This is a genomic window from Microbacterium sp. UBA3486 (assembly GCF_002377845.1).
Taxonomy (GTDB): domain Bacteria; phylum Actinomycetota; class Actinomycetes; order Actinomycetales; family Microbacteriaceae; genus Microbacterium; species Microbacterium maritypicum_A.
On sequence record NZ_DFQP01000086.1, the window covers coordinates 15204 to 33282 of the forward strand.

The window sequence follows — 18079 nt, forward strand, 5'->3', positions numbered from 1 at the left end:
TCGGTCACCCCCCGGACGGGTTCTCGAGCGGCTTCCCGTTCTCGTCGGTCGTCTCCGCCTCGAGCACCTCTTCGGTGTCGGGCCCGTCGTCGGGAGCGCCGCCCGATGCGGTGTCAGCTTCTTCGTCGGGGCCCGGTGCGCCCTGCGTGTTCTTCGGGTCGCTCATATCCGTCTCCTTCGTTCGGTCTCGCGAAGCTACTCCTGACGGAGGGGGAACGTCAGGGGGTTGACCGCGGAGATGAATCGCTCTCGGATCGGTGAATCGTGATGACGGACTCACCGTGGTGAGCGCGATCGAGTTCCGGGATGAGTCGCGGTCGAACGCGTAGGGACGTCCACGAGCCCGTGACACCGACGCGCGGGCGGTAAGCGTCGCCCCGTCAGAAGCTCGACGCGACCGCTTCTTCGCGGATGATGTCGACGCCGCGACGGTAGCTCGTGACCTCGAACTCCGGGAATCGCCCGACGAACTTCGATGAGTCGAACCTGTTGTCGTGCTCGTACCGCGGCAGGAGCTCTCTGATCTCACGCGCCTGGCGAGACGCGAGACCGGCCGTGCTCAGCGCCCACTTCGGGACGACGGTGTACCCGGACCCGGCTGGTCGACCGAAGGCGGACTCTGCCATGGCGACGAACTGCCGATAGGTCGGACGGTCGGAGTCTGTGGGGAGGTGCCACGTCTGGTGAAAGGTATCGGCGGCGTTGCCCAGCGTCGCGAGGGCACGACTCGCGTCCGGCGTCCAGATCAGAGTGCGCTGCCGGTCGTCGCGCACCGGTACGAGCGGACGTTTGCCGCTCTTGATCCTGTCGATGACGAGCGCGTTCGTGAAGCTCTGCGTCCGCCCGGGGCCGTAGAACTCCGGCGCGCGGGCGATCAGCACGGGGATGTCGCCGCGCGCCATCTCGTCGAGCACCATCGACGCCATCGCTGCACGCACCCTGCCCTTCGGGCCGACCGGTTCGAAGGGCGTGTCCTCGGTCTGCAGCCGGTCATCCTGCGGGTACATGTAGGTGTTGTCGAAGTAGGCGAAACTCGCGCCGGCGGCGCGGGCCGCGTCGAGGGCGTTCCTCACCATCGTCGGGAACTGCCGTTCCCACAGCTCGGTGTCTGCGGGCAGGCCGGCGGTGAAGTAGACGACGTCGCTGCCGTCGACCGCGGCGGCGGTCTGTACGGCGTCGAGAAGATCGGCTCGTACGAGGGTGTCGGTGGCGTTGACCTTGCGGGGGTTGCGGCTGACGAGTCTGAGGTCGGACGTGTGGTTCCGGTTCAGCTCGCGTGCGAGTTCCACGGCGATCTGTCCGTTCGCGCCCAGTATGGTCTGCATTCCTCGACTCGACTTTCGATTGCGTCGTTTCGATTGCGGTATCCGACACGGTATGTTTACACTGCTTACATGATCGTACGAGGGGATGTTGTCGGTGTCAACTTCTGAGAAGACCTACCATCACGGCGATCTCCGTGCAGCTCTTCTGGATGCGGCGATACAGGCTCTCGAGGCCGGGGAGCCGTTTTCGCTTCGCGCCGTCGCGCGTCGGGCGGGGGTCTCGCCGGCCGCCCCGTATCGGCACTTCGCCGACCGGGAGGCCTTGGACTCCGCCGTCGCGGTCGAAGGCTTCAAGGACCTGCAGGCCGACCTCGCCGCCGCTCTGGAGCGAGTCCCCGCCGCCTCGCCGGCGCCCGTCGTCATCGCGCAGCTCGGAATCGCCTATGTGACCTTCGCCTTGCGTCGTCCCGCGGTCTTCCGGCTGATGTTCGGCAACGAATGCGACGAATCCGACAGCGACCGTGTGCGGGCGTCCCATGGGTTGCACGCCGTGTTGAACGACGCGATCGAAGAGCTGTTCTCCGGGGCTGACGTGCCGAGCCTGTCCACGGCGCTGTGGAGCATGGCCCACGGCCTCGCCTTCCTGCACCTCGACGGCAAGTTCCGTCCCGAACCCGCCGAAGCGGTGGCTGAGCGGGTGCGGTCGTCCGTTGCGGCGATCTTCGCGATCTCCACCCATGCGGCCCCGCCATCGGCGGCCGATTCGATCCCCGGGAGGCTCGCATGACCAGACGCATCCTGCACGTCGTCACCAACGTCGGACACTACGACGACCCCGACCACCCCACCGGGCTCTGGTTGTCGGAACTCACCCACGCATGGGAGGTTTTCGAGGAGCGAGGTTTCGAGCAGCGGATCGTCAGTCCGGCTGGCGGGCCCTCGCCGCTGGAGCCCCGGTCGCTGAAGTTCCCCAGCTACGACAAGACAGCGAAGGCATGGCGCGCCGACCCCGCACGCATGGCGTTGCTGGAGACCACTCTGCGGCCCGACCACGTCGATTCCGCCGACTACGACGGGATCTTCTTCACCGGGGGTCACGCGGTGATGTACGACTTCCCGGAGAGTGAAGGACTGCAGCGGATCACGCGAGAGATCTGGGAGCGGGGAGGGATCGTGTCCTCGGTCTGCCATGGCTACTGCGGTCTGCTCAACACGCGACTCTCGGACGGCTCTCTCCTGGTCGACGGTCGCAAGGTCACCGGCTTCGCCTGGCAGGAGGAGGTGCTGGCCCGTGTGGACAAGCTCGTGCCGTACAACGCGGAGGAGGAGATGAAGAAGCGCGGCGCCCTGTACGAGAAGGCGCTGCTGCCGTTCGTCTCCTATGCCGTCGTCGATGGGAATCTCGTCACGGGCCAGAACCCCGGCTCCGCGAAGGAGACGGCAGAGAAGGTCGCCGCACTGCTCTGAACGCGTCGGCGAGCGAGAGGGCGGCGAGAGCGAAGACCGTACCGACGTCTCGCTAGTGTGACGGCATGACCGACGAAAACGGCCCCGCAGTGATCGCCGATCTCTGCCGCCTCCCGAATCCCGAAGCGATCGATCGCACGACCTTCGTCGAGCTCGGCGGCGTCGAGCAGTTCGTCTCGATTCGAGGGCGCGATACCCGCAACCCTGTGCTCATCGTCTGCCATGGCGGCCCGGCCCTCCCTTCGCTGCCGTCATCGTGGATCTGGCAACGCGCGGTCGAGGACTACTTCACCGTCGTGAACTACGACCAGCGCGCCAGTGGGAGGTCTGCGGCGGGGGCGCACGACGGGATGGATCTGAGCGTCGAGCGGTACGTCGAAGACCTCGAGGAACTGATCGCCTGGCTCCGGCATGAACTCGGGGTGAGCACGGTCGGCGTGCTCGGGCACAGCTGGGGAACGATCATCGGCCTCACCCTGGCGGAGCGGCGGCCGGACCTGCTCTGGGCCTACATCGGGGTCGGGCAGGTGATCTCCGGTCCGGAGAACGAGGCCGAGAGCTTCGGTTTCGCGATGCGCAGCGCACTCACGGACGGGAATGAGCAGGCCATCGCCGAACTGCAGTCGCTCGGCGAGTATCCCGGCACGCAGCCTCTCACGATCGAGCGCATCGTGACGTGCCGGAGATGGGCGCAGCACTACGGCGGACTCTCCGCCTACCGCTCAGACTTCGCCTACTTCACGGACGCGGCCGGACTGTCGCCGTATTACACGACTGATGAGCGGGCATTGATCGGCGTCGGACAACAGGTGACCATGCCCCACGTGCTTCCGGCGCTGCTGTCGTTCGACGCTCGTGCGAAGACCTCGTTCGCGGTGCCGATGCTGCAGTTCCTCGGACGCTATGACTGGACCACGCCGACGGCTCCGGTGGAGCGCTGGATCGACGAGGTGTCGGCGCCGTCGGTGGACGTCGTCTGGTTCGAGAACTCCGCACACCTGTGCATGTTCGAGGAGCCGGGGAAGTTCGTCGTGAGCCTGGTGGATCTGGCACTGCCCCATGCGCCTTCCGCCTGAACGGGCGGCGGGGTTCACGCCTGACGTCGACTCACAGGTCGGGCGTCTGCACCTCGGGGCTGTCGATGCCGTCGAACGTCGGAAGCAGGTAGCGCTCCGCGTCCTCCCGGCTCATCGGGTGCAGCGACGGGATCAGAGCGGCGATGTCCTCCGCGGTCGCAGCCGTCGATCCGCCGACACGTTCGGCGTCGTACCCGCCGAACGCCATGATCCACATCGTGGTGCCGGTGCCCGCTTCGTAGCTGTAGACGGCAGTACCGTCTGACCGCGACCACTGGTCGCCTGTTCGCACGCACCACGACGGCAGCTGGTCGGGACCCCGATCCCACTCCCGCCCAGGTCCGCCGATGAAGTTGCACGGCGCGAGGGGGTCGGGTTCGACCGCGTTCCACTGGATGATGATGCGAGCGACGGAGCCGGTCTCGCTGCGCACCCAGGTCGCGGCATCCGTCCCGGTCGCTCTGACCTCGACGTTCGACCAATCGTCGAGGTCGGTGACGAGCGGGAACTTCCCCGACCTCATCCAGCTCGCCTTCACCTCGGCCGAACGGTCTGCCTCGGCATTCGCGCGATCGACGGCCGTGGTTTCGGTCGGTGTCGGGACGAGGGCCAGCACGGCCACCAGCGCCGCGGCGGATACCGCGCCCGCGACCCGCAGCGGCATCGGACCGAGGAAGATTCCCAACGTGAGAGCCGCGAGAGCACACACCGCGACATGCAGCAGGGCATCGGTCTGAAGAGCCAGAGGACCGAGGGTGCCGCGCACGAGCCCGAACGCGCCCGCGCACGTGAGCACCCCGGAGGCAACCACCCCACCGAGGATCGCCGGCCGTCCCGTGAACGCCGTGCTCAGGAGCGCGATACCGCCTGCGAGCACGGCGAACGCGATGAGGATCGCCGCTATCAGGACGAACGGCAGACCGCCGAAGAGTGCGACGACCGTTGCGTAGGACACCGCGTAGTCGATCAGAAGCATGAGCGGGATCGTCAGTCCGATCACCGCCAGCGAACGTCCGGCCGTGCTCCGCGGAGCAGGCCGGGCTTCGACGACCGCGCTATCGCTGGGGCTCACCATGCGTCGAGGCTACGACATCCGACAGCGCCTGCCGCGGACCGGCCCGTCACGAGGTCCAGACGATGACGTTCATCGGGCGCCCTCCGCGAACGCCATCGGGATCTCTACCATCTGTTCGCGGGCGCCGACCCAGAGGGCGGAGGCACCGGGTTCGGCCGTGACAGGCACCTCGACGCTGCCGCTGAAGGTGCCGTCGTCGATCGCGATGTCGCCCAGGAAGACGGTGCCACCAGGGCCCCGCCACTCCACGGACACCAGGTCCCACGGCGGATCGGAGGAATGGTTGGTGTCGTTGCACGGGCCCCAGTAGCGTCCGTTCACGGTCACGGTCTGACCTGATGCGACGTTCGTCGGCGAGGCGGTGGCTTCGGGGGCGACGCACGATCTGGCCGACTGCTCCGCACAGCCGGTCGCGATCAGCGCGGCGAACGACAGGGCGACGGCGCTCGAGAGCCGGCGGATCCTCATCGACGACATGTTCCTTGATACCTCGCCCTGGCACGGGACGGTGCACTTCGACCTCAGATCGATACCCGAGACCGTCAGGAGAGGAGACGCGCAGAGGCGCGTATTCTCGGAGCATGGGAACTCTCGAGTACAACAGTTCACGCCCTCCGATCGTGATCGACGATGCGACGTTGGCGCACCTGAAGATCGTGATCGGCACGAAGCTCCGTCGACACGAGAGCTTCATGATGACGTGGCTGCCGGAGGAGAAGAACCCTGCCGGTCGGCTCACCATCTGGATGCACCCCGCGATTCCGCTGGCGCTCGCTTTCGACGGCTCCAAGATGCCCGAGATCGACACCAAGCGCATCGAGCGGATGATGGAGAACCTCAACGCCCGCGGAGAACTCGTCCTCGATCAGCTCGGCTAAAAGTGATCGGCGAACAGTCGGAGATCGTTCCCGTCCCCGCCGTCCGCCATTCACTTCTCCGAGCCCGGCACCCATTTCTCCGAGCCCGAAGCCCGCGTCACCGTCCCTAGAGCGGGAGCATGCAACGGCGCTCCACTCCGGTCAGTCGCGTCGAGCATCCTCGGCGTGAACACCCTCGGAGCCACCGCCCGTGGGCGGCACCGTGGGCGGGGTGCCCTTGCCCTTCTCCGCACCGAGGTTGTCGTTCTCGTCCTCGTTCTCGTCGTCGTCCTCGTCTGTCTCGGGGCCGTCGTCGGTCGAGGGCATGTCGGGATCGATGCCTTGGGCTTCGACTGCGGGTGTGTCGTCCGTGTGGTCCTGCGGGTCTGACATCATGTTCTCCGTTCATCGAGGTGGATTGATCGCCCATTCTTGCCTCTGTGAGGCGTGCACGTCTGCCCGTTGACAGGCGTGCGCGAGCGAGCGGAGAATCCCCGCCTGCGTGAGCGTGATCGCCGGGTCAGGCGGTCGCGAGGGGCGGATGATGCGGGATCGGGATCGGTCGGCCGGCGCGGCGCGGCGCATGGAACCGCTGGACGTCTTCCCACACGTCGGCGGCAGTCATGTACGAACTCGCGAGCGGGAGGTCTCGCAGCCAGACGACCTCCACCTCCGCGGCATCGACCTCATAGATGCACGCGACCGTGCGTCGCGAGTCATTCTGGGCATAGCGGTGATCGAGGATCAGCCACTCGGTATCGGTGATCTTCCTCAGCTCGAATCGGGGATCGGGCATTGTGAACAACTCAACACTCCCATCGGTGGACCGGTATCGGCTGCCGAGGAGCGCACCACCCCGCGCGGCGCGGTGCATGCGTCCGCGCGGTCAACGGGCGCTCTTCAGCCCGCCAGAATTCACTGGAATTGTAATCCGAACCGATATATTGCTCAACCCGCGGTGCTCACGGTGCTCGCGGTTCACCGAGTGCACGGCTTGCGCGCGAGTGCACGGCCTGTCGGCGCGAACACCCCGTGCACTCGGCGAGACCCCGTGCGCTCGACGAGCAGGTAACACCGTGGGCGCGGATCAGCGGCGGACGCGGGCCCGCGTCTTCGCCACGCTCGCGAGCGTGGCACGCACCGGGGTGCCGAGATAGAGGCCGAGCGAGGCACCGGAGGCCAGGCCGATGCCGATGACCGCCGCATCGATGAGCGATCCCCCCGCGAGCAGCATGCCCGTGGAGGTGCCGGCGGCGTGGACCATCTCGAGCAGCCCCTGGAACACCGCGACTCCGGGGACGAGTGGCACGATCGCGGCGGTGGTCACCGCGACCGAGGGCACGTGCAGGTTGCGTGCGATCAGCATCCCGAGGAAGCTCGCCAGCAGGGCACCGACCGCGCTCGCCGCCGCGGGGTGCAGGTTCAGCGCCACCGATGTCGAGTAGCCGGCGAGGGTGACAGCGCTGAGCAGCGCGCTGACGAGGATGATCCGTATGCCGGCACCGTTGAACACGGCTACGGCGACCGCGATGATGATCGCTCCGGCGAACTGGTTCACGAGCGGTCCGAACGGCGCGGGGTCGTCGGGGAGGTCCATGGTGAAGCCGAGGACGCCGCCGAGTTCCAGGCCGACGAGGATGCCGATCACCACGCCGAGGGTCTGCATGGTGAGATCGAGGATGCGTCCGCCGGCCGTGAGGGCGAAGCCGTCGATCGCGTCCTGCGCGGCGCCGACCACGGTCAGGCCGGCGAGCATCAGCACGATGCCGGAGGCGACGATGATCGACGGGCGGATGCCGACGAACGGTTCGATCCCGGCGGTACCGAGCGCGGAGACCACGACAGCCACGACCGTGGTCACGAATCCTCCGGCGATCTGGCTGAAGAACAGCGGCACCCGGAGTCGCGCGAGCCCCGCCTGTGTCAGTGCCGCGCACAGCGCCGCGACGAACGTGAGACCGACGATGATCGGGGCGGCGCCGAGCATGATGCTGACGCCGACGGCGAGCAGGGCGCGCGCGACGATCACGACCGGCTGCTGGTAGCGGAACGGCACCCGCCGGATGGCGCGGAACGTGGTGCGCGCGGATTCGAGGTCGAGGCCGCCGTCGATGTCGGCGACCAGTGCCTGCACGCGCTGCAGCTTCGCGTGATCGGGAGCGGTGACACGCACGACGCGCACGAGGGTCTCGGGCCAGACCTCGCCGCTCAGATGGAACGACACCGTGATCGAGTTGTAGGTGACGTCGACCTGCACGCCCCGCATCCCGTAGGCATCGCACACGCGGGTGATCGCGAGCGTGACCTCGTGTGCTGAGGCGCCGACGGCGAACATCGATTCACCGATGCGGGTCGCGAGATCGAGCACCCGGGGGACCGTGCGCTCGTCGATGACGGGCATCGCCTCGGTGTGCGCGACGGCCGAGGGATCGGTGTGCAGCAGACGGCGCACGGAGGAGAGCAGCGGCCGGCGGGATCTCGCGGACATATGCTCCATTCTCCCGCCCGGGCGCGTGATCGGGGGCAGGCTGTCCGGTCGTGGATGCACTCGCTCGCGGTTAGCGCGTCGGACGTGGTCCGCACAACCCCCTTGGGGCCTGCCCCGCGTGATGGCACCGTCGAAGACATGAAACTCGTATCGTACGCAGGCCAACAGGTGGTCACGACGGACGACGTCGCCGAGGCGCTCGTCGCTCTCGCCGCCGCCCTCGCGAGTGAAGGGGAGTCGGCGGCTCTGCGGCTTCCCATCGTGGTGGACGGGAAGAAGGATTCCGCTGACCTGATCGTCGGCGTCGGCAACGATCTGCTCGTCGGTCCGCAGACCTCCGACGGCGATGACCCCGACTTCTCCGAAGACGCCGCCCAGATCCGCATGCACCCCCTGTTCCCGCAGCGGACCCCCGGCGACGACGAGGACGACGGCGGATTCGGGATTCCCTCGGTCGACATCGACATCGAGCACGGTACCCGCGCTTAGCGCACCCGCGGGGCCGCTGTAAAGGGGAGCGCGGTGAGCGCGCCGCACGCATATTCTGCTGGGGTGCCGCACTCTGCCCCACCTGATCATGACGTCCTCTGGGCGTGCGTCGAGGAGGGCTTCCACGTCGGGAGCCGCCGCGGCGACTTCCTCGGATATGTCGACAGGCAGGCGGGCGGCGCGTATCGCGCGTTCGACGCCCGGTCCCGTATGCTCGGCGACTTCGCGACGCTGGCAGCAGCCACGAACGCGGTGGAGCAGCTGACGGGGGAGCCCTCGCCGACGGTCCACGACGGTGAGCAGGGGGTGGCGCTGTGAACGGCGGCACGGCACCCGGGTTGATCTCCTTGGTGTACACGAGCACCGCGTCTCAGCCGCTTCGCGCGACGGCTCTCGAGCATCTGCTGACCGTGTGTCGACGTCTCAATCTTCGACGGGGCATCACCGGGATGCTCCTTCATCGGGAGGGGCGGTTCATTCAGGTGCTGGAAGGGAATCCGGACACCGTGGCGCGCGTGCTCGAGAGCATCCGAGGGGATTCCCGACACCATGATCTGCGGGTGCTCCTGGAGGAACCGATCCGCGAGCGTCGGTTCGCGGACTGGACCATGGGGTATCGGCCACTGCAGCGCCGCGCGAGTGCTCCCACCGGGTACCGGGACTCGTTCGCAGATCTGGATGCGGGATCGGATGTCGGCACAGCGGTGAGAGCGTTGACCGAGCTCACGCTCTGGTTCCGTGTGCGCGCGGATGATCGGTCCTCATCGTCGGTGGAGACGGACCTGGATGAGGTCCTGGATGAGGACGGGGTGCCGCGGCACGACGACGCGATCGTCTGAGCGGTCACGCGTCCGGGCCGGCCGGGCCGGGAACGGTTCGGAACGGTCCCCTCGGCCCTGCTCCAGAGCCCCGCACTGCGCGCAGATCTCGGTCGTAGATCTCGGTGTCGGACGCAGGGTTCAGTCCTGCGCGAAGACCTCGGGGTGCGCGGCGATGAGCTCGGCCTGCTCGGTCCATGAGAGGCCCACGATGCTCAGCACCACGCGGACGACGGTCGAATCGGCGTCGGCCGTGGTGAGCCGCAGTTCGCGCAGCGTTGCTCTGGCGGTCTCCTCGATGAGGAAGGCGAGCAGATCGGCCGGCATATCTCCCCGGAACGCCCCCGAGTCCACTCCGACGCTGGTCAGATCGCGGATGCGGCGACGCAGCGGCGCCAGGGCGAGCACTGTATCGGCCAGATGCGCATCGTCGAGGGCGATGTTGGCCGAGGCGCGCACGGCGGAGGCCTCCCGCCACAGCCGTGTCGCCATCCGTGCCAGGGTCACCCGGGGGTCGGACTCGTCGGTCGTCTCGGCGATCGCGTTGAACCGCTGCGCACCGACCGCGATCACCTCGCGGAGCAGGCTGTCGCGGTCGGCGAAGTGGCCGTAGACGGCGCGACGGGTGAGGCCTGCCGCCTGCGCGATGACATCGAGCGACGCCGTGGGGTTGGTCGCGAGCACCGACTGCGCCGCGCGCAGCAGGGCTTCCCGGTTGGCCAGGGCGTCGCGTCGACGCGGCGGGTTCGGTGCGGTCACTTCGGGTCCTTCGGGTCCTTCGGGGGCGCGGGGATCAGGACATCAGCTTGGTCGACGCGAGCGCCTCGACCAGTTTGCGGTTGTAGGTCATCAACGGACGCCGCAGCACGAGTCCGAGGAGCAGCGCCGGAACGATGAACAGCGCGAGTGCGCCGAGCGCCCACCAGAAGTCGGCCTGGTAGACGCCGGCGATCGCCGATCTCACCATGTTCACGGCATAGGTCGCGGGGAGGAAGGGACTGACGCTCTGGAACCAGTCCGGAAGCAGCTGCAGGGGGTACGCGCCGCCCGACCCCGAGATCTGGATCACGAGCAGCAGCACGGCGAGCGCCTTGCCCGCGTTGCCGAACGCGACAACCGCCGTGTACACGATGAGCGTGAACACCGTCGAGATCGCCCACCCGGCCAGGATCAGCAGAAGCGGATGCGCGGGTTCGATCTGGACGAAGAGGATCAGGCCGAGCGTCAGCAACGTGCTCTGCGCGAGACCGACCAGACCGAAGATGCCGTAGCGGCCGAGGTACTTCTGCGTCGGCGTGAGTTCGGGGCGGTCGGGGAGCGTCTCGGCGTTCACATCGACGCGGATCGTCACCGTCATCAGAAGGGCACCGACCCACAGGGCGAGGATCATGTACAGCGGGGCCATGGCCGCACCGAACCCGGCCACGGGGAAGACCGCGGTGCGATCGAGGCGCACGGGCTCGGCGAGCGACGTGGCCAGCACACCCGGGTCGGCGCCGATCAGCGCGCTGAGATCGCCGGTGTCTGCGGCCTTCGCGATCGACTGCTGCACGGTGTCGAACCTGTCGGCCAGGGCGTTCAACGATGCGGACAGCTGCGTCGTGGCCTCCTGCGCTCGCGACAGCGTCGACAGCACGGAGTCGGATGCTCCGGACAGCCCGGAGGTGATGCCGGACAGGTCGGAGCGGATCGCCGACACGTCGGACCCGATCTGCGTGAGCGTGGACGACAAGGCGTTCAGCTGCGCCTTCAGCCCGTCGTCGTAGGTGCTCCGGGCGTCGGCGATCGCCTTCTTGGCCTCGGCGATCGCCGCCGTGATCTCCTGGTGCGAACTCTGTGCCGAGTCGTTGCCGGCCGCGATCTCGGTCGCCGCAGTCTGCAGGCGCTGCTGCAGCGCCTGCTGCCGCGCGATCGCCTCGTCGAGTCGGCTGATCACGGCGTCGAAGTCGGGCTGGGCGGATTCGGGAAGGTTCGGTCCGACCTGCGTCACCAGCGTGTTCTTCACCGCGGCATACTGATCGATCTGCTGCTGCACGCGCTCCGCGAGCGTGGTGATCGCCTGCACCTGGCTGCCGCTGAGCGAGGCGGCACCTGCGTAGAGCTCGTCGATGCGCTGGCCCACCGCGTCGTAGCTGTTCGATGTGGCCGCGAGGGCGTCCGCCAGCGACTGCGCCGCCGTCTGCAGGGTCGATTTCAGCGTGCTCGCCGCATCCACTCCGCTGCCGAGAGCGCCCGAGGTGTCCGAGAACGCGTCGCCGGCCTCGTCGACCAGGGCCGACGCGCTGTCCAGCAGCGGTCGGCTCGTCTCGAGCAGGGCCGTGAACGTGTCGGCCGTGCGCGCGCCCGAGCGCAGCTGAGCGCCCACGCTTCCCAGTCGAGTCTCGATGCGCGTGAGCGTCGCCTGCGTGTCTTCATCGGTGAGGTAGTCCGACATCGACGAGACGAGGCCGAGCGCCACGTCGCCGAGTGTCTCGGCGAACGTGTCGCTGATCGCGGACGACACCCCCTCCGCGCCCTGGCCGGTGATCTTCGGCGCCAGGGCGTTCTTCTTCTCGTTCGTGTAGAGCGCGATGTGCGTGCGGTCGCCGCCGTCGGCGTAGAACGTCAGCATGTCGGCGCTGAACGTCTCGGGCAGCACGATGGCGGCGTAGTACTCGCCCGACTTGGTCCCATCGATCGCGTCGTGCTCATCGGTGATCACCCAGTCGAGCTGCTCGTTCCCGCGGAGCTGGGAGAGGACCTGCTCGCCGACGTTCACCCGGATCGGGACCAGGTCGCTCTCGTACCCGGCGTCGGTGCTGGCGACGGCGATCTTCAGGTCCTTGGTGTTCGCGAACGGGTCCCAGCTGGCGATGACGTTGAACCAGGTGAACAGGGAGGGGATGACGACCAGGCCGAACAGGACGATGCACGCCATCACGTTCTGGGTCGCGTGACGCATGTCGCGGGCCGTCAGGTGCAGGATGTCCTTCACGCGCGGTCCTCCCCTTCTGCGGGCTCGTCGTCTGCGGTGGGTGCCTCTTCCTCCGGGGGGAGCGGGTCGTCTGCCGCCTCGGTGGCGGTCGCTTCCTCCGTCGGCTCGGAAGCCGCGGGATCGGCCTCCGGTTCCGCTTCCGTGTCGCCGGTCGTCTCCGACTGTGCTTCCGGATCGAACCACTCCGTGAGCAGTGCGTCGGCCTCGGCGCCGGCGATCGGCGCCTCGGAGGTGTCCCGGTCATCCGCCTCAGCGGGTGCGAGCGGGGCGACCGGGGCGACCGGTGCGTACCGGGCCGTGTCGAGCGGTTCCTCTGCCGTGGGTGGCAGAACCGCTGCAGGGCCGGCGGGGCCGGCGAGAGCGAGCTGGCGCAGTTCGGCGTCGTCGAGAGCAGCGACCTCTGCGCCGTGCTCGAAGCTGTGCTTGATGTACTCGATGGCCACGAGGAACCCGATCACGAGCAGTATCCAGAGGGTCCACAGTCCCAGCAGCAGCGCTTTCGATCCGGGGAGCGCCCAGGTGAGGACGCCGAGAACGACGAGCCCCGCGACCCCCGTGAGCACTGTCGTCTTCAGCAGCGTCGGGTAGCGGCGTGTGAACGGCTCGGCCCGCCGAGCGAGGTCGTCGCGGTACTCGGCGCGGTTCGACAGCGCCCGGATGACGTCGGTGAGCCGGTATCCGCTGCCGACGACCTGCACCTTCTCGCCGATGAGGAGGTCGGTCGAGAGCACCTGCCGGTTGAAGAGCAGGGTGAAGTTCGCGAGGCGGCGACGCAGGACGAGTCCGAGGAGGAAGGCGAGGGCGACGAACACGGCGAGGGCGCCGAGGAAGCGCCAGTAGTGGCCGTCGTAGAAGCCCCCGATCGTCTCCCGCATCGCGTCGATGCCGTAGGAGAAGGGGAGGAGGGGATAGATCGCACGGAAGAATCCGGGCATCAGCTCGATCGGGTACAGGCCGGACGCGCCAGGGATCTGCATGATCACCAGCAGGATGCACAGACCGCGGCCGACGTGCCCGAACGCGACGCAGAGGGCGTAGATGATGCTCACGTACGCGAGGGCGATGAGCACACCGGTGCCGACGAACGCGGCGGCGCTCGCGGTCTGCACGCCGATGATGAGGTTTCCGATGCACACGATCAGCGCCTGGCCCACGGCGAGCGTCGCGAAGAGGAAGAAGCGGCCGAAGTAGGCCTCGCGCACCGTGACGCCCTCGACGCCCTCCGTGTCGACCTCGACGCGGAAGATCACCATCAGCACGAAGGAGCCGATCCACAGCGAGAGGTTCGTGAAGAGCGCGGCCATCGCCGACCCGTAGGTGTCGACCGGGAACACCAGGTGCTCGTCGACCTCGACCGGAGAGGAGATGAACTGGGCGATCTGCTCGGGTTCCAGATCGGTCAGGGTGCCGAGCAGGCCCCATTCGGATGCAGCGTTGAGCGCGACGACGTCGGTGCGCGACGTCTGCAGACCCTGCTCGATGCCCGCGAGGTCGTTGTCGAAGCTCTCCAGCGCCGACGAGGTGGCGACGAGTTGCGAGTCCAACCCTGCCAGCAGCTGATCGGCCTGTGCGAGGACGCCCTTCTGCGCGTCCAGCGCGTCTGAGAACGACCCGACGCTCGCCGACAGCTGCGACATGGCGCTGTTCAGTGAGGGGACGGTGCGGGTGAGGATGTCGCGCATCGCTGATGAGGCGTCGCGGGTGTCCTGCATCGCCTGGTCGACCGCGTCGGCTGTCGCCTGAACGGAGCGCACCGTGTCGGAGGCGGCGGTCTTGAGGTCCTTGAGGTCGGCGAGCAGCTGCTGGTCGGTGGCGTTGCGCTGCTGCAGCGAGGCGATGACCTCGGTCAGGCGCTGCTTCGTGTCCTCGCTGAGGTCGGTGTCGTCCAGGAGCGCCTGCAGCCGGGCGACTGCCGCTTCGTTCGCCTTCAGCACGTTCGAGACGTCGTCGATCCCGGCGTCGATGCGCACCCCCGCCTGCTCGAGGCTCTGGGTGAGACGGGTGATCGAGACGTTCGCCTTCGATGAGACGTCGGCGAGCAGCGTCGTGCCCCGCAGGAACGCGGTGGTGGCACTGTCGCTGAACGCGATCACCTCCTTCTGCGTCTCCGCGATGATCGACTGCGTCTGGGCGAGCGACTTCTGCACATCGCCGAGCGTCTTGTCGACGTCGCCGAGCGTGTTCCGTGCGGACGAGAGCGTGCCGCGCGAGGAGGCGAGCCCGTCCTGGGTCTCGGCGAGGTTCTCGCGGGCCGAGGCGAGTGTCTGCGTCGCCTGGTCGAACGCATCGAGGGTGTTGTCCCTGGCGTTCAGCAGCCGCAGCTCGGTGGAGTCGCCGACGTCCTTCAGCGCGTTCGTCGCCGCGAGTGCCACCTGCTCCTTGAACGCGCTCGTGACCTGCTTGTCGAGTTCGGAGGCGCCGACGTCGGTGATCTTCGGCGCGATCGCCCCGGCCTTCTCGTTGACGTAGTACTGCAGCGACGGTTGCGTGAAGTCGCCGCTGGTGATGCTGAGCAGGTCTTCGCTGAATGCGGCGGGGATGACGATGGCCGCGTAGACGTCGCCCTTCTTCACGGCCTCCTGGGCCTCGTCTTCGCCCATGAAGGTCCAGCCGAGCTGGTCGTTGTCCTCGAGCTGCTCTGTCACCTGCTCGCCGATGTCGATGTGGCCGGTGAGGTCGGAGGTGGCGCCCTCGTCGAGGTCGACGACCGCCACGCGGATGTTCGCGGTGTGGGCGTAGGGGTCCCAGAACGCGTTGATGTTGAACCACGCGTACAGGGCAGGGGTGATGAGCACCCCGATGATGATGATCCACGCTTTGGGGACGCGGGAGAGTCTCTTGACGTCGCGCTTGTAGACCCGCCAGCTCTGTTTCACAGGACGAGTTTACACATTACGTGCACATCAACGTGCAAGTTAGCTGGAAGCGGATGCATGCGTCAGTCCAGGGTCGTGACCGTCAGCTCGTTGGTGGCGGTATCGCACATCGTCAGCTGCCACATGGGCGAGCCGTCTTTCATCACCCGTGCCATCTCGACGATGAGCGGGCTCGGGTACTCCTCGCCCGAGAGCTGCGCCACGCTGTAGGCGCTGCTGCCGTTCATCTGCTGCTCGGCCTCGGTGAGCTCGGTCTCTCCCGTCGCGATGACCTCCAGCGTGCCGACGTCGACCAGTGACTCCCTGCCGAAGCTCGGATCCTCGACCCGCTCCCCGAACATGTCGAGGCGGGTGTCGGCGCTGCGCAGCCGCCACGCGAAGTCGGAATCGACCCACTCCAGGCGCAGACCCACGATGGTGCCGCCGATCGCCTCGGTCTCTCCCGGCAGCGATTCGAGGAAGTCGGAGGGCCACGAGACCTCCGAGGGCAGGCAGGTGCCGGGGAAGCCGTCGCCCACCGCCTGAGGCGGGCTCGGGAGCGTCGCCGAGCACCCGGCGCAGGCCAGGGCTCCGAGGAGCACCAGCGCGCCGGCGCGCAGTCCGGGTGTCATGGGCATCGATGCCTCCGTGGTCGTGATCGTCGTCGTCGCGGCTTCTGGGATCCTAGCCCGAGGCCGTCGGGGGATTCCGGACGGCGGGTCGTAGAGTCGCCTGATGAACGACATCGCACTGATCACCGGCACCTCGTCCGGAATGGGGCTCCACGCCGCCGTCGAACTGGCACGACGAGGCCTGCACGTGGTCGCGACCATGCGCGACACCGGGAAGGCCGGGGCGTTGCGGGACGCTGCGGCCGAGGCGGGCGTCGAGGTCGACGTGCGCGCCCTCGACGTCGTGGATCATGCGGCCGCGGCCCGGCTGGTGGCCGAGATCGAGGCGGAGCTCGGCGGCATCCGCGTCCTGGTGAACAACGCCGGACAGGGGAACGTGGCGACCGCCGAGCAGCTGACGATGGAGCAGATCCAGGCGCAGCTCGACATCAACTACCTGGCGCCGGTCAACCTCGCCAAGCTCGTGCTGCCGGGGATGCGCGAGCGTGGCAACGGTCGCATCCTCACGGTGACGAGTGTCGGCGGAGCAGTCGGCCAGCCGTTCGCCGATGCCTACTGCGGGGCGAAGTTCGCCGTGGAGGGCTTCATGCAGTCGCTCGCGGTGGTCGCCGAGCGCTTCGGTGTCGGGATCAGCGTGATCGAGCCAGCCGCGGTCGCCAGCGCCTTCGTCGAGAACGCGATCCGGCCGGAGAGCGGTGGTCCCTACGGCTCGCTCCTGGATGCGTACATCGCGCGCAGCACCGGGGCCTTCGCGAACGCGCAGTCGGCCGAATCCGCGGGGGCGGCGATCGCGGCAGCGGTCCTCTCCGACGAATACCGCTTCCGCTGGCAGAGCTCGGAGGGTGCGACGCGGTTCGTGGGTGTCTCCCTCGCCGACACCGACGGCAGCGGCGTGCTCGGCTTCACGCGATCGTGGATCGCGGCGGGCTGAGCACTCCGCGCTCACGCGCTCGTCGATCGCGCGCGGTCGCCGGTCGGGCCTCGTCTTGACCGCAGCCCGGCGCCGGCACCTCCGACCCGGCTCCGACGGCACTTCCGAAGAACCCGCGTCGGAGCAGCGACGATCAGCGGTCGCTCTCCAGGGCGAACGTGTTGCCATCGGGGTCTGCGAACCACACGATCCGACCTCCGCCGGCCCTCGCCGTGATGCCCCGAGCATCGTGGCTCAGTCCGTCGTAGCGCAGGAAATCGAGGCCGTTCGCCGCGAGCTCGTCGACAACCTGATCCAGGTCGTCGACGTGCCAGGTCGCGACGGTCGCCTGCGAGGTGCCTGCGGTCGTCGACTGATAGACGTGCAATGCCTCGTCGCCGCCTGAGCGATAGACACGACTGCCACCCGAGATCCGCGCGCTCGGACCCGACCGTGCCAGGGGGAGCCGCAGAGTGCCCTCATAGAAGGTGACGGCGCGGTCGATGTCCGACACGGCGACGGACGCGTGCAACGGGAAGTCGCTCAGGTGCCTCGGAACCGCGGTTCTCTCGGGGCGATCCGCGATGTCAGCGGCTTCGGGAGCGGCGGGCCGCTCGTCGGTGCTCAAGACCGACATGAGGATCGAGTCGACCCACTCGCCGTCCCAGAACAGCGTGTCGCGTTGGCGGCCCTCGTACCGGAACCCTGCCTTTTCGTAGGAGCGCTGCGCGCGGGGGTTGAACGAGAAGACGTCGAGACTCACGCGGTGCAGCCCGATGCGGTCGAACGCGTGATCGAGAACGGCGCGGGTCGCCTCGGTGCCGAAGCCGCGCCCGAGCCGGCCGGGATTCAGCGCGATGCGGAAGTTCATCGACGCATCGTCCGGCTCCAGCTCGTTGAGGACGATCTCGCCGACGTACTCCTCGGAGCCGAGCTCGATGATCGCCCAGTCGGTGCGATCGTCGCGGTCGGCGAGGGAATCGAGGTGTCGCACCACCGCCTCGCGGGTGAACACCTGACGCGTGCCCGTGAGCCGCATGCTCTCGTCGTCGAGCAACCCTTCCCACACGCCGTCGAGGTGGGCGACGCCCAGGGGTTCGAGGCGAAGTCGCGGGGTCGACAGCGTGGCGACGTCCGTGAGCGCCGAGACGTCGACGGCCGGTGGGTTCATGC

20 protein-coding genes are annotated in these 18079 nt (G+C 68.0%); 8 read left to right on the forward strand and 12 right to left on the reverse strand.

Translation table 11 applies throughout. The features are described from left to right. Positions 1-4: 4 nt before the first annotated feature. Both B2869_RS13300 and B2869_RS13305 read right to left on the reverse strand, forming a co-directional pair. A complete protein-coding gene (locus tag B2869_RS13300; RefSeq protein WP_292767452.1) occupies positions 5-166 on the reverse strand; it encodes a hypothetical protein in 162 nt (53 codons plus the stop codon). Positions 167-380: 214 nt separating this feature from the next. Further along, positions 381-1325 (reverse strand): NAD-dependent epimerase/dehydratase family protein, encoded by a 945-nt coding sequence (locus B2869_RS13305; protein WP_292767455.1) that lies wholly within the window; start codon positions 1323-1325, stop codon positions 381-383. Positions 1326-1410: 85 nt separating this feature from the next. On the opposite strand from B2869_RS13305, the gene B2869_RS13310 reads away from it, so the two are divergent. The 3 genes from B2869_RS13310 to B2869_RS13320 all read left to right on the forward strand — a co-directional run bounded on the left by B2869_RS13310 (position 1411) and on the right by B2869_RS13320 (position 3808). Continuing rightward, on the forward strand, positions 1411-2052 hold the full coding sequence (locus tag B2869_RS13310) for a TetR/AcrR family transcriptional regulator (protein ID WP_373695380.1): 642 nt from the start codon (positions 1411-1413) through the stop codon (positions 2050-2052). Further along, positions 2049-2732: a type 1 glutamine amidotransferase domain-containing protein gene (locus B2869_RS13315; RefSeq protein ID WP_292767461.1), complete on the forward strand. Its 684-nt coding sequence runs from the start codon at positions 2049-2051 to the stop codon at positions 2730-2732. Before B2869_RS13310 ends, B2869_RS13315 begins: the two co-directional genes overlap by 4 nt. A 65-nt stretch (positions 2733-2797) precedes the next feature. Continuing rightward, a complete protein-coding gene (locus B2869_RS13320) occupies positions 2798-3808 on the forward strand; it encodes an alpha/beta fold hydrolase (protein WP_292767465.1) in 1011 nt (336 codons plus the stop codon). Between the two features lie 31 nt (positions 3809-3839). Here B2869_RS13320 and B2869_RS13325 read toward each other — a convergent pair whose 3' ends face one another. After that, positions 3840-4883, reverse strand: a complete 1044-nt coding sequence (locus B2869_RS13325; protein WP_292767467.1) for a hypothetical protein — start codon at positions 4881-4883, stop codon at positions 3840-3842. Between the two features lie 69 nt (positions 4884-4952). Further along, the gene (locus B2869_RS13330; RefSeq protein WP_292767471.1) at positions 4953-5351 is read right to left on the reverse strand and encodes a hypothetical protein; all 399 of its coding nucleotides are present in this window, start codon (positions 5349-5351) and stop codon (positions 4953-4955) included. A 113-nt stretch (positions 5352-5464) separates the two neighbouring features. On the opposite strand from B2869_RS13330, the gene B2869_RS13335 reads away from it, so the two are divergent. Further along, positions 5465-5761, forward strand: a complete 297-nt coding sequence (locus B2869_RS13335) for a hypothetical protein (protein ID WP_021201290.1) — start codon at positions 5465-5467, stop codon at positions 5759-5761. A 141-nt stretch (positions 5762-5902) separates the two neighbouring features. On the opposite strand, the gene B2869_RS13340 is transcribed toward B2869_RS13335, so the two are convergent. The 3 genes from B2869_RS13340 to B2869_RS13350 all read right to left on the reverse strand — a co-directional run bounded on the left by B2869_RS13340 (position 5903) and on the right by B2869_RS13350 (position 8228). Then, entirely contained in the window at positions 5903-6133 is a 231-nt protein-coding gene (locus tag B2869_RS13340) for a hypothetical protein (protein WP_021201289.1), read from the reverse strand. 127 nt (positions 6134-6260) lie between these two features. Further along, positions 6261-6536 carry a hypothetical protein gene (locus B2869_RS13345; RefSeq protein WP_240750580.1) on the reverse strand — a complete coding sequence of 92 codons (276 nt, stop codon included), beginning with the start codon at positions 6534-6536 and terminating at the stop codon, positions 6261-6263. A gap of 291 nt (positions 6537-6827) precedes the next feature. Continuing rightward, the gene (locus B2869_RS13350; RefSeq protein ID WP_029259899.1) at positions 6828-8228 is read right to left on the reverse strand and encodes a threonine/serine ThrE exporter family protein; all 1401 of its coding nucleotides are present in this window, start codon (positions 8226-8228) and stop codon (positions 6828-6830) included. 138 nt (positions 8229-8366) lie between these two features. Here B2869_RS13350 and B2869_RS13355 point away from each other — a divergent pair, with 138 nt between their 5' ends. The 3 genes from B2869_RS13355 to B2869_RS13365 all read left to right on the forward strand — a co-directional run bounded on the left by B2869_RS13355 (position 8367) and on the right by B2869_RS13365 (position 9556). Continuing rightward, entirely contained in the window at positions 8367-8717 is a 351-nt protein-coding gene (locus B2869_RS13355; RefSeq protein ID WP_292767480.1) for a hypothetical protein, read from the forward strand. Between the two features lie 63 nt (positions 8718-8780). After that, positions 8781-9035 carry a hypothetical protein gene (locus B2869_RS13360; protein ID WP_021201285.1) on the forward strand — a complete coding sequence of 85 codons (255 nt, stop codon included), beginning with the start codon at positions 8781-8783 and terminating at the stop codon, positions 9033-9035. 32 nt (positions 9036-9067) lie between these two features. Beyond that, positions 9068-9556: a BLUF domain-containing protein gene (locus B2869_RS13365; RefSeq protein WP_292767614.1), complete on the forward strand. Its 489-nt coding sequence runs from the start codon at positions 9068-9070 to the stop codon at positions 9554-9556. A 120-nt stretch (positions 9557-9676) separates the two neighbouring features. On the opposite strand, the gene B2869_RS13370 is transcribed toward B2869_RS13365, so the two are convergent. The 4 genes from B2869_RS13370 to B2869_RS13385 all read right to left on the reverse strand — a co-directional run bounded on the left by B2869_RS13370 (position 9677) and on the right by B2869_RS13385 (position 16002). Then, positions 9677-10294, reverse strand: a complete 618-nt coding sequence (locus B2869_RS13370) for a TetR/AcrR family transcriptional regulator (RefSeq protein ID WP_292767483.1) — start codon at positions 10292-10294, stop codon at positions 9677-9679. Between the two features lie 34 nt (positions 10295-10328). Then, on the reverse strand, positions 10329-12509 hold the full coding sequence (locus B2869_RS13375; protein ID WP_292767486.1) for a YhgE/Pip domain-containing protein: 2181 nt from the start codon (positions 12507-12509) through the stop codon (positions 10329-10331). After that, a complete protein-coding gene (locus B2869_RS13380) occupies positions 12506-15385 on the reverse strand; it encodes a YhgE/Pip family protein (protein WP_292767489.1) in 2880 nt (959 codons plus the stop codon). The genes B2869_RS13375 and B2869_RS13380 overlap by 4 nt, the downstream gene beginning before the upstream one ends. Before the next feature lie 62 nt (positions 15386-15447). Beyond that, on the reverse strand, positions 15448-16002 hold the full coding sequence (locus tag B2869_RS13385) for a hypothetical protein (RefSeq protein WP_292767492.1): 555 nt from the start codon (positions 16000-16002) through the stop codon (positions 15448-15450). A gap of 97 nt (positions 16003-16099) precedes the next feature. Here B2869_RS13385 and B2869_RS13390 point away from each other — a divergent pair, with 97 nt between their 5' ends. Beyond that, on the forward strand, positions 16100-16927 hold the full coding sequence (locus B2869_RS13390) for an SDR family NAD(P)-dependent oxidoreductase (protein ID WP_021201280.1): 828 nt from the start codon (positions 16100-16102) through the stop codon (positions 16925-16927). Positions 16928-17060: 133 nt separating this feature from the next. Here B2869_RS13390 and B2869_RS13395 read toward each other — a convergent pair whose 3' ends face one another. Then, the gene (locus B2869_RS13395) at positions 17061-18077 is read right to left on the reverse strand and encodes a GNAT family N-acetyltransferase (RefSeq protein ID WP_292767497.1); all 1017 of its coding nucleotides are present in this window, start codon (positions 18075-18077) and stop codon (positions 17061-17063) included. Positions 18078-18079 lie beyond the last annotated feature (2 nt).

Excerpts from the sequence above, each read along its gene's own strand:
- B2869_RS13300 (WP_292767452.1), bottom strand. The coding sequence starts at position 166 with ATGAGCGACCCGAAGAACACGCAGGGCGCACCGGGCCCCGACGAAGAA.
- B2869_RS13305 (WP_292767455.1), bottom strand. The coding sequence starts at position 1,325 with ATGCAGACCATACTGGGCGCGAACGGACAGATCGCCGTGGAACTCGCA.
- B2869_RS13310 (WP_373695380.1), top strand. The coding sequence starts at position 1,411 with ATGTTGTCGGTGTCAACTTCTGAGAAGACCTACCATCACGGCGATCTC.
- B2869_RS13315 (WP_292767461.1), top strand. The coding sequence starts at position 2,049 with ATGACCAGACGCATCCTGCACGTCGTCACCAACGTCGGACACTACGAC.
- B2869_RS13320 (WP_292767465.1), top strand. The coding sequence starts at position 2,798 with ATGACCGACGAAAACGGCCCCGCAGTGATCGCCGATCTCTGCCGCCTC.
- B2869_RS13325 (WP_292767467.1), bottom strand. The coding sequence starts at position 4,883 with ATGGTGAGCCCCAGCGATAGCGCGGTCGTCGAAGCCCGGCCTGCTCCG.
- B2869_RS13330 (WP_292767471.1), bottom strand. The coding sequence starts at position 5,351 with ATGAGGATCCGCCGGCTCTCGAGCGCCGTCGCCCTGTCGTTCGCCGCG.
- B2869_RS13335 (WP_021201290.1), top strand. The coding sequence starts at position 5,465 with ATGGGAACTCTCGAGTACAACAGTTCACGCCCTCCGATCGTGATCGAC.
- B2869_RS13340 (WP_021201289.1), bottom strand. The coding sequence starts at position 6,133 with ATGTCAGACCCGCAGGACCACACGGACGACACACCCGCAGTCGAAGCC.
- B2869_RS13345 (WP_240750580.1), bottom strand. The coding sequence starts at position 6,536 with ATGCCCGATCCCCGATTCGAGCTGAGGAAGATCACCGATACCGAGTGG.
- B2869_RS13350 (WP_029259899.1), bottom strand. The coding sequence starts at position 8,228 with ATGTCCGCGAGATCCCGCCGGCCGCTGCTCTCCTCCGTGCGCCGTCTG.
- B2869_RS13355 (WP_292767480.1), top strand. The coding sequence starts at position 8,367 with ATGAAACTCGTATCGTACGCAGGCCAACAGGTGGTCACGACGGACGAC.
- B2869_RS13385 (WP_292767492.1), bottom strand. The coding sequence starts at position 16,002 with ATGCCCATGACACCCGGACTGCGCGCCGGCGCGCTGGTGCTCCTCGGA.
- B2869_RS13390 (WP_021201280.1), top strand. The coding sequence starts at position 16,100 with ATGAACGACATCGCACTGATCACCGGCACCTCGTCCGGAATGGGGCTC.
- B2869_RS13395 (WP_292767497.1), bottom strand. The coding sequence starts at position 18,077 with ATGAACCCACCGGCCGTCGACGTCTCGGCGCTCACGGACGTCGCCACG.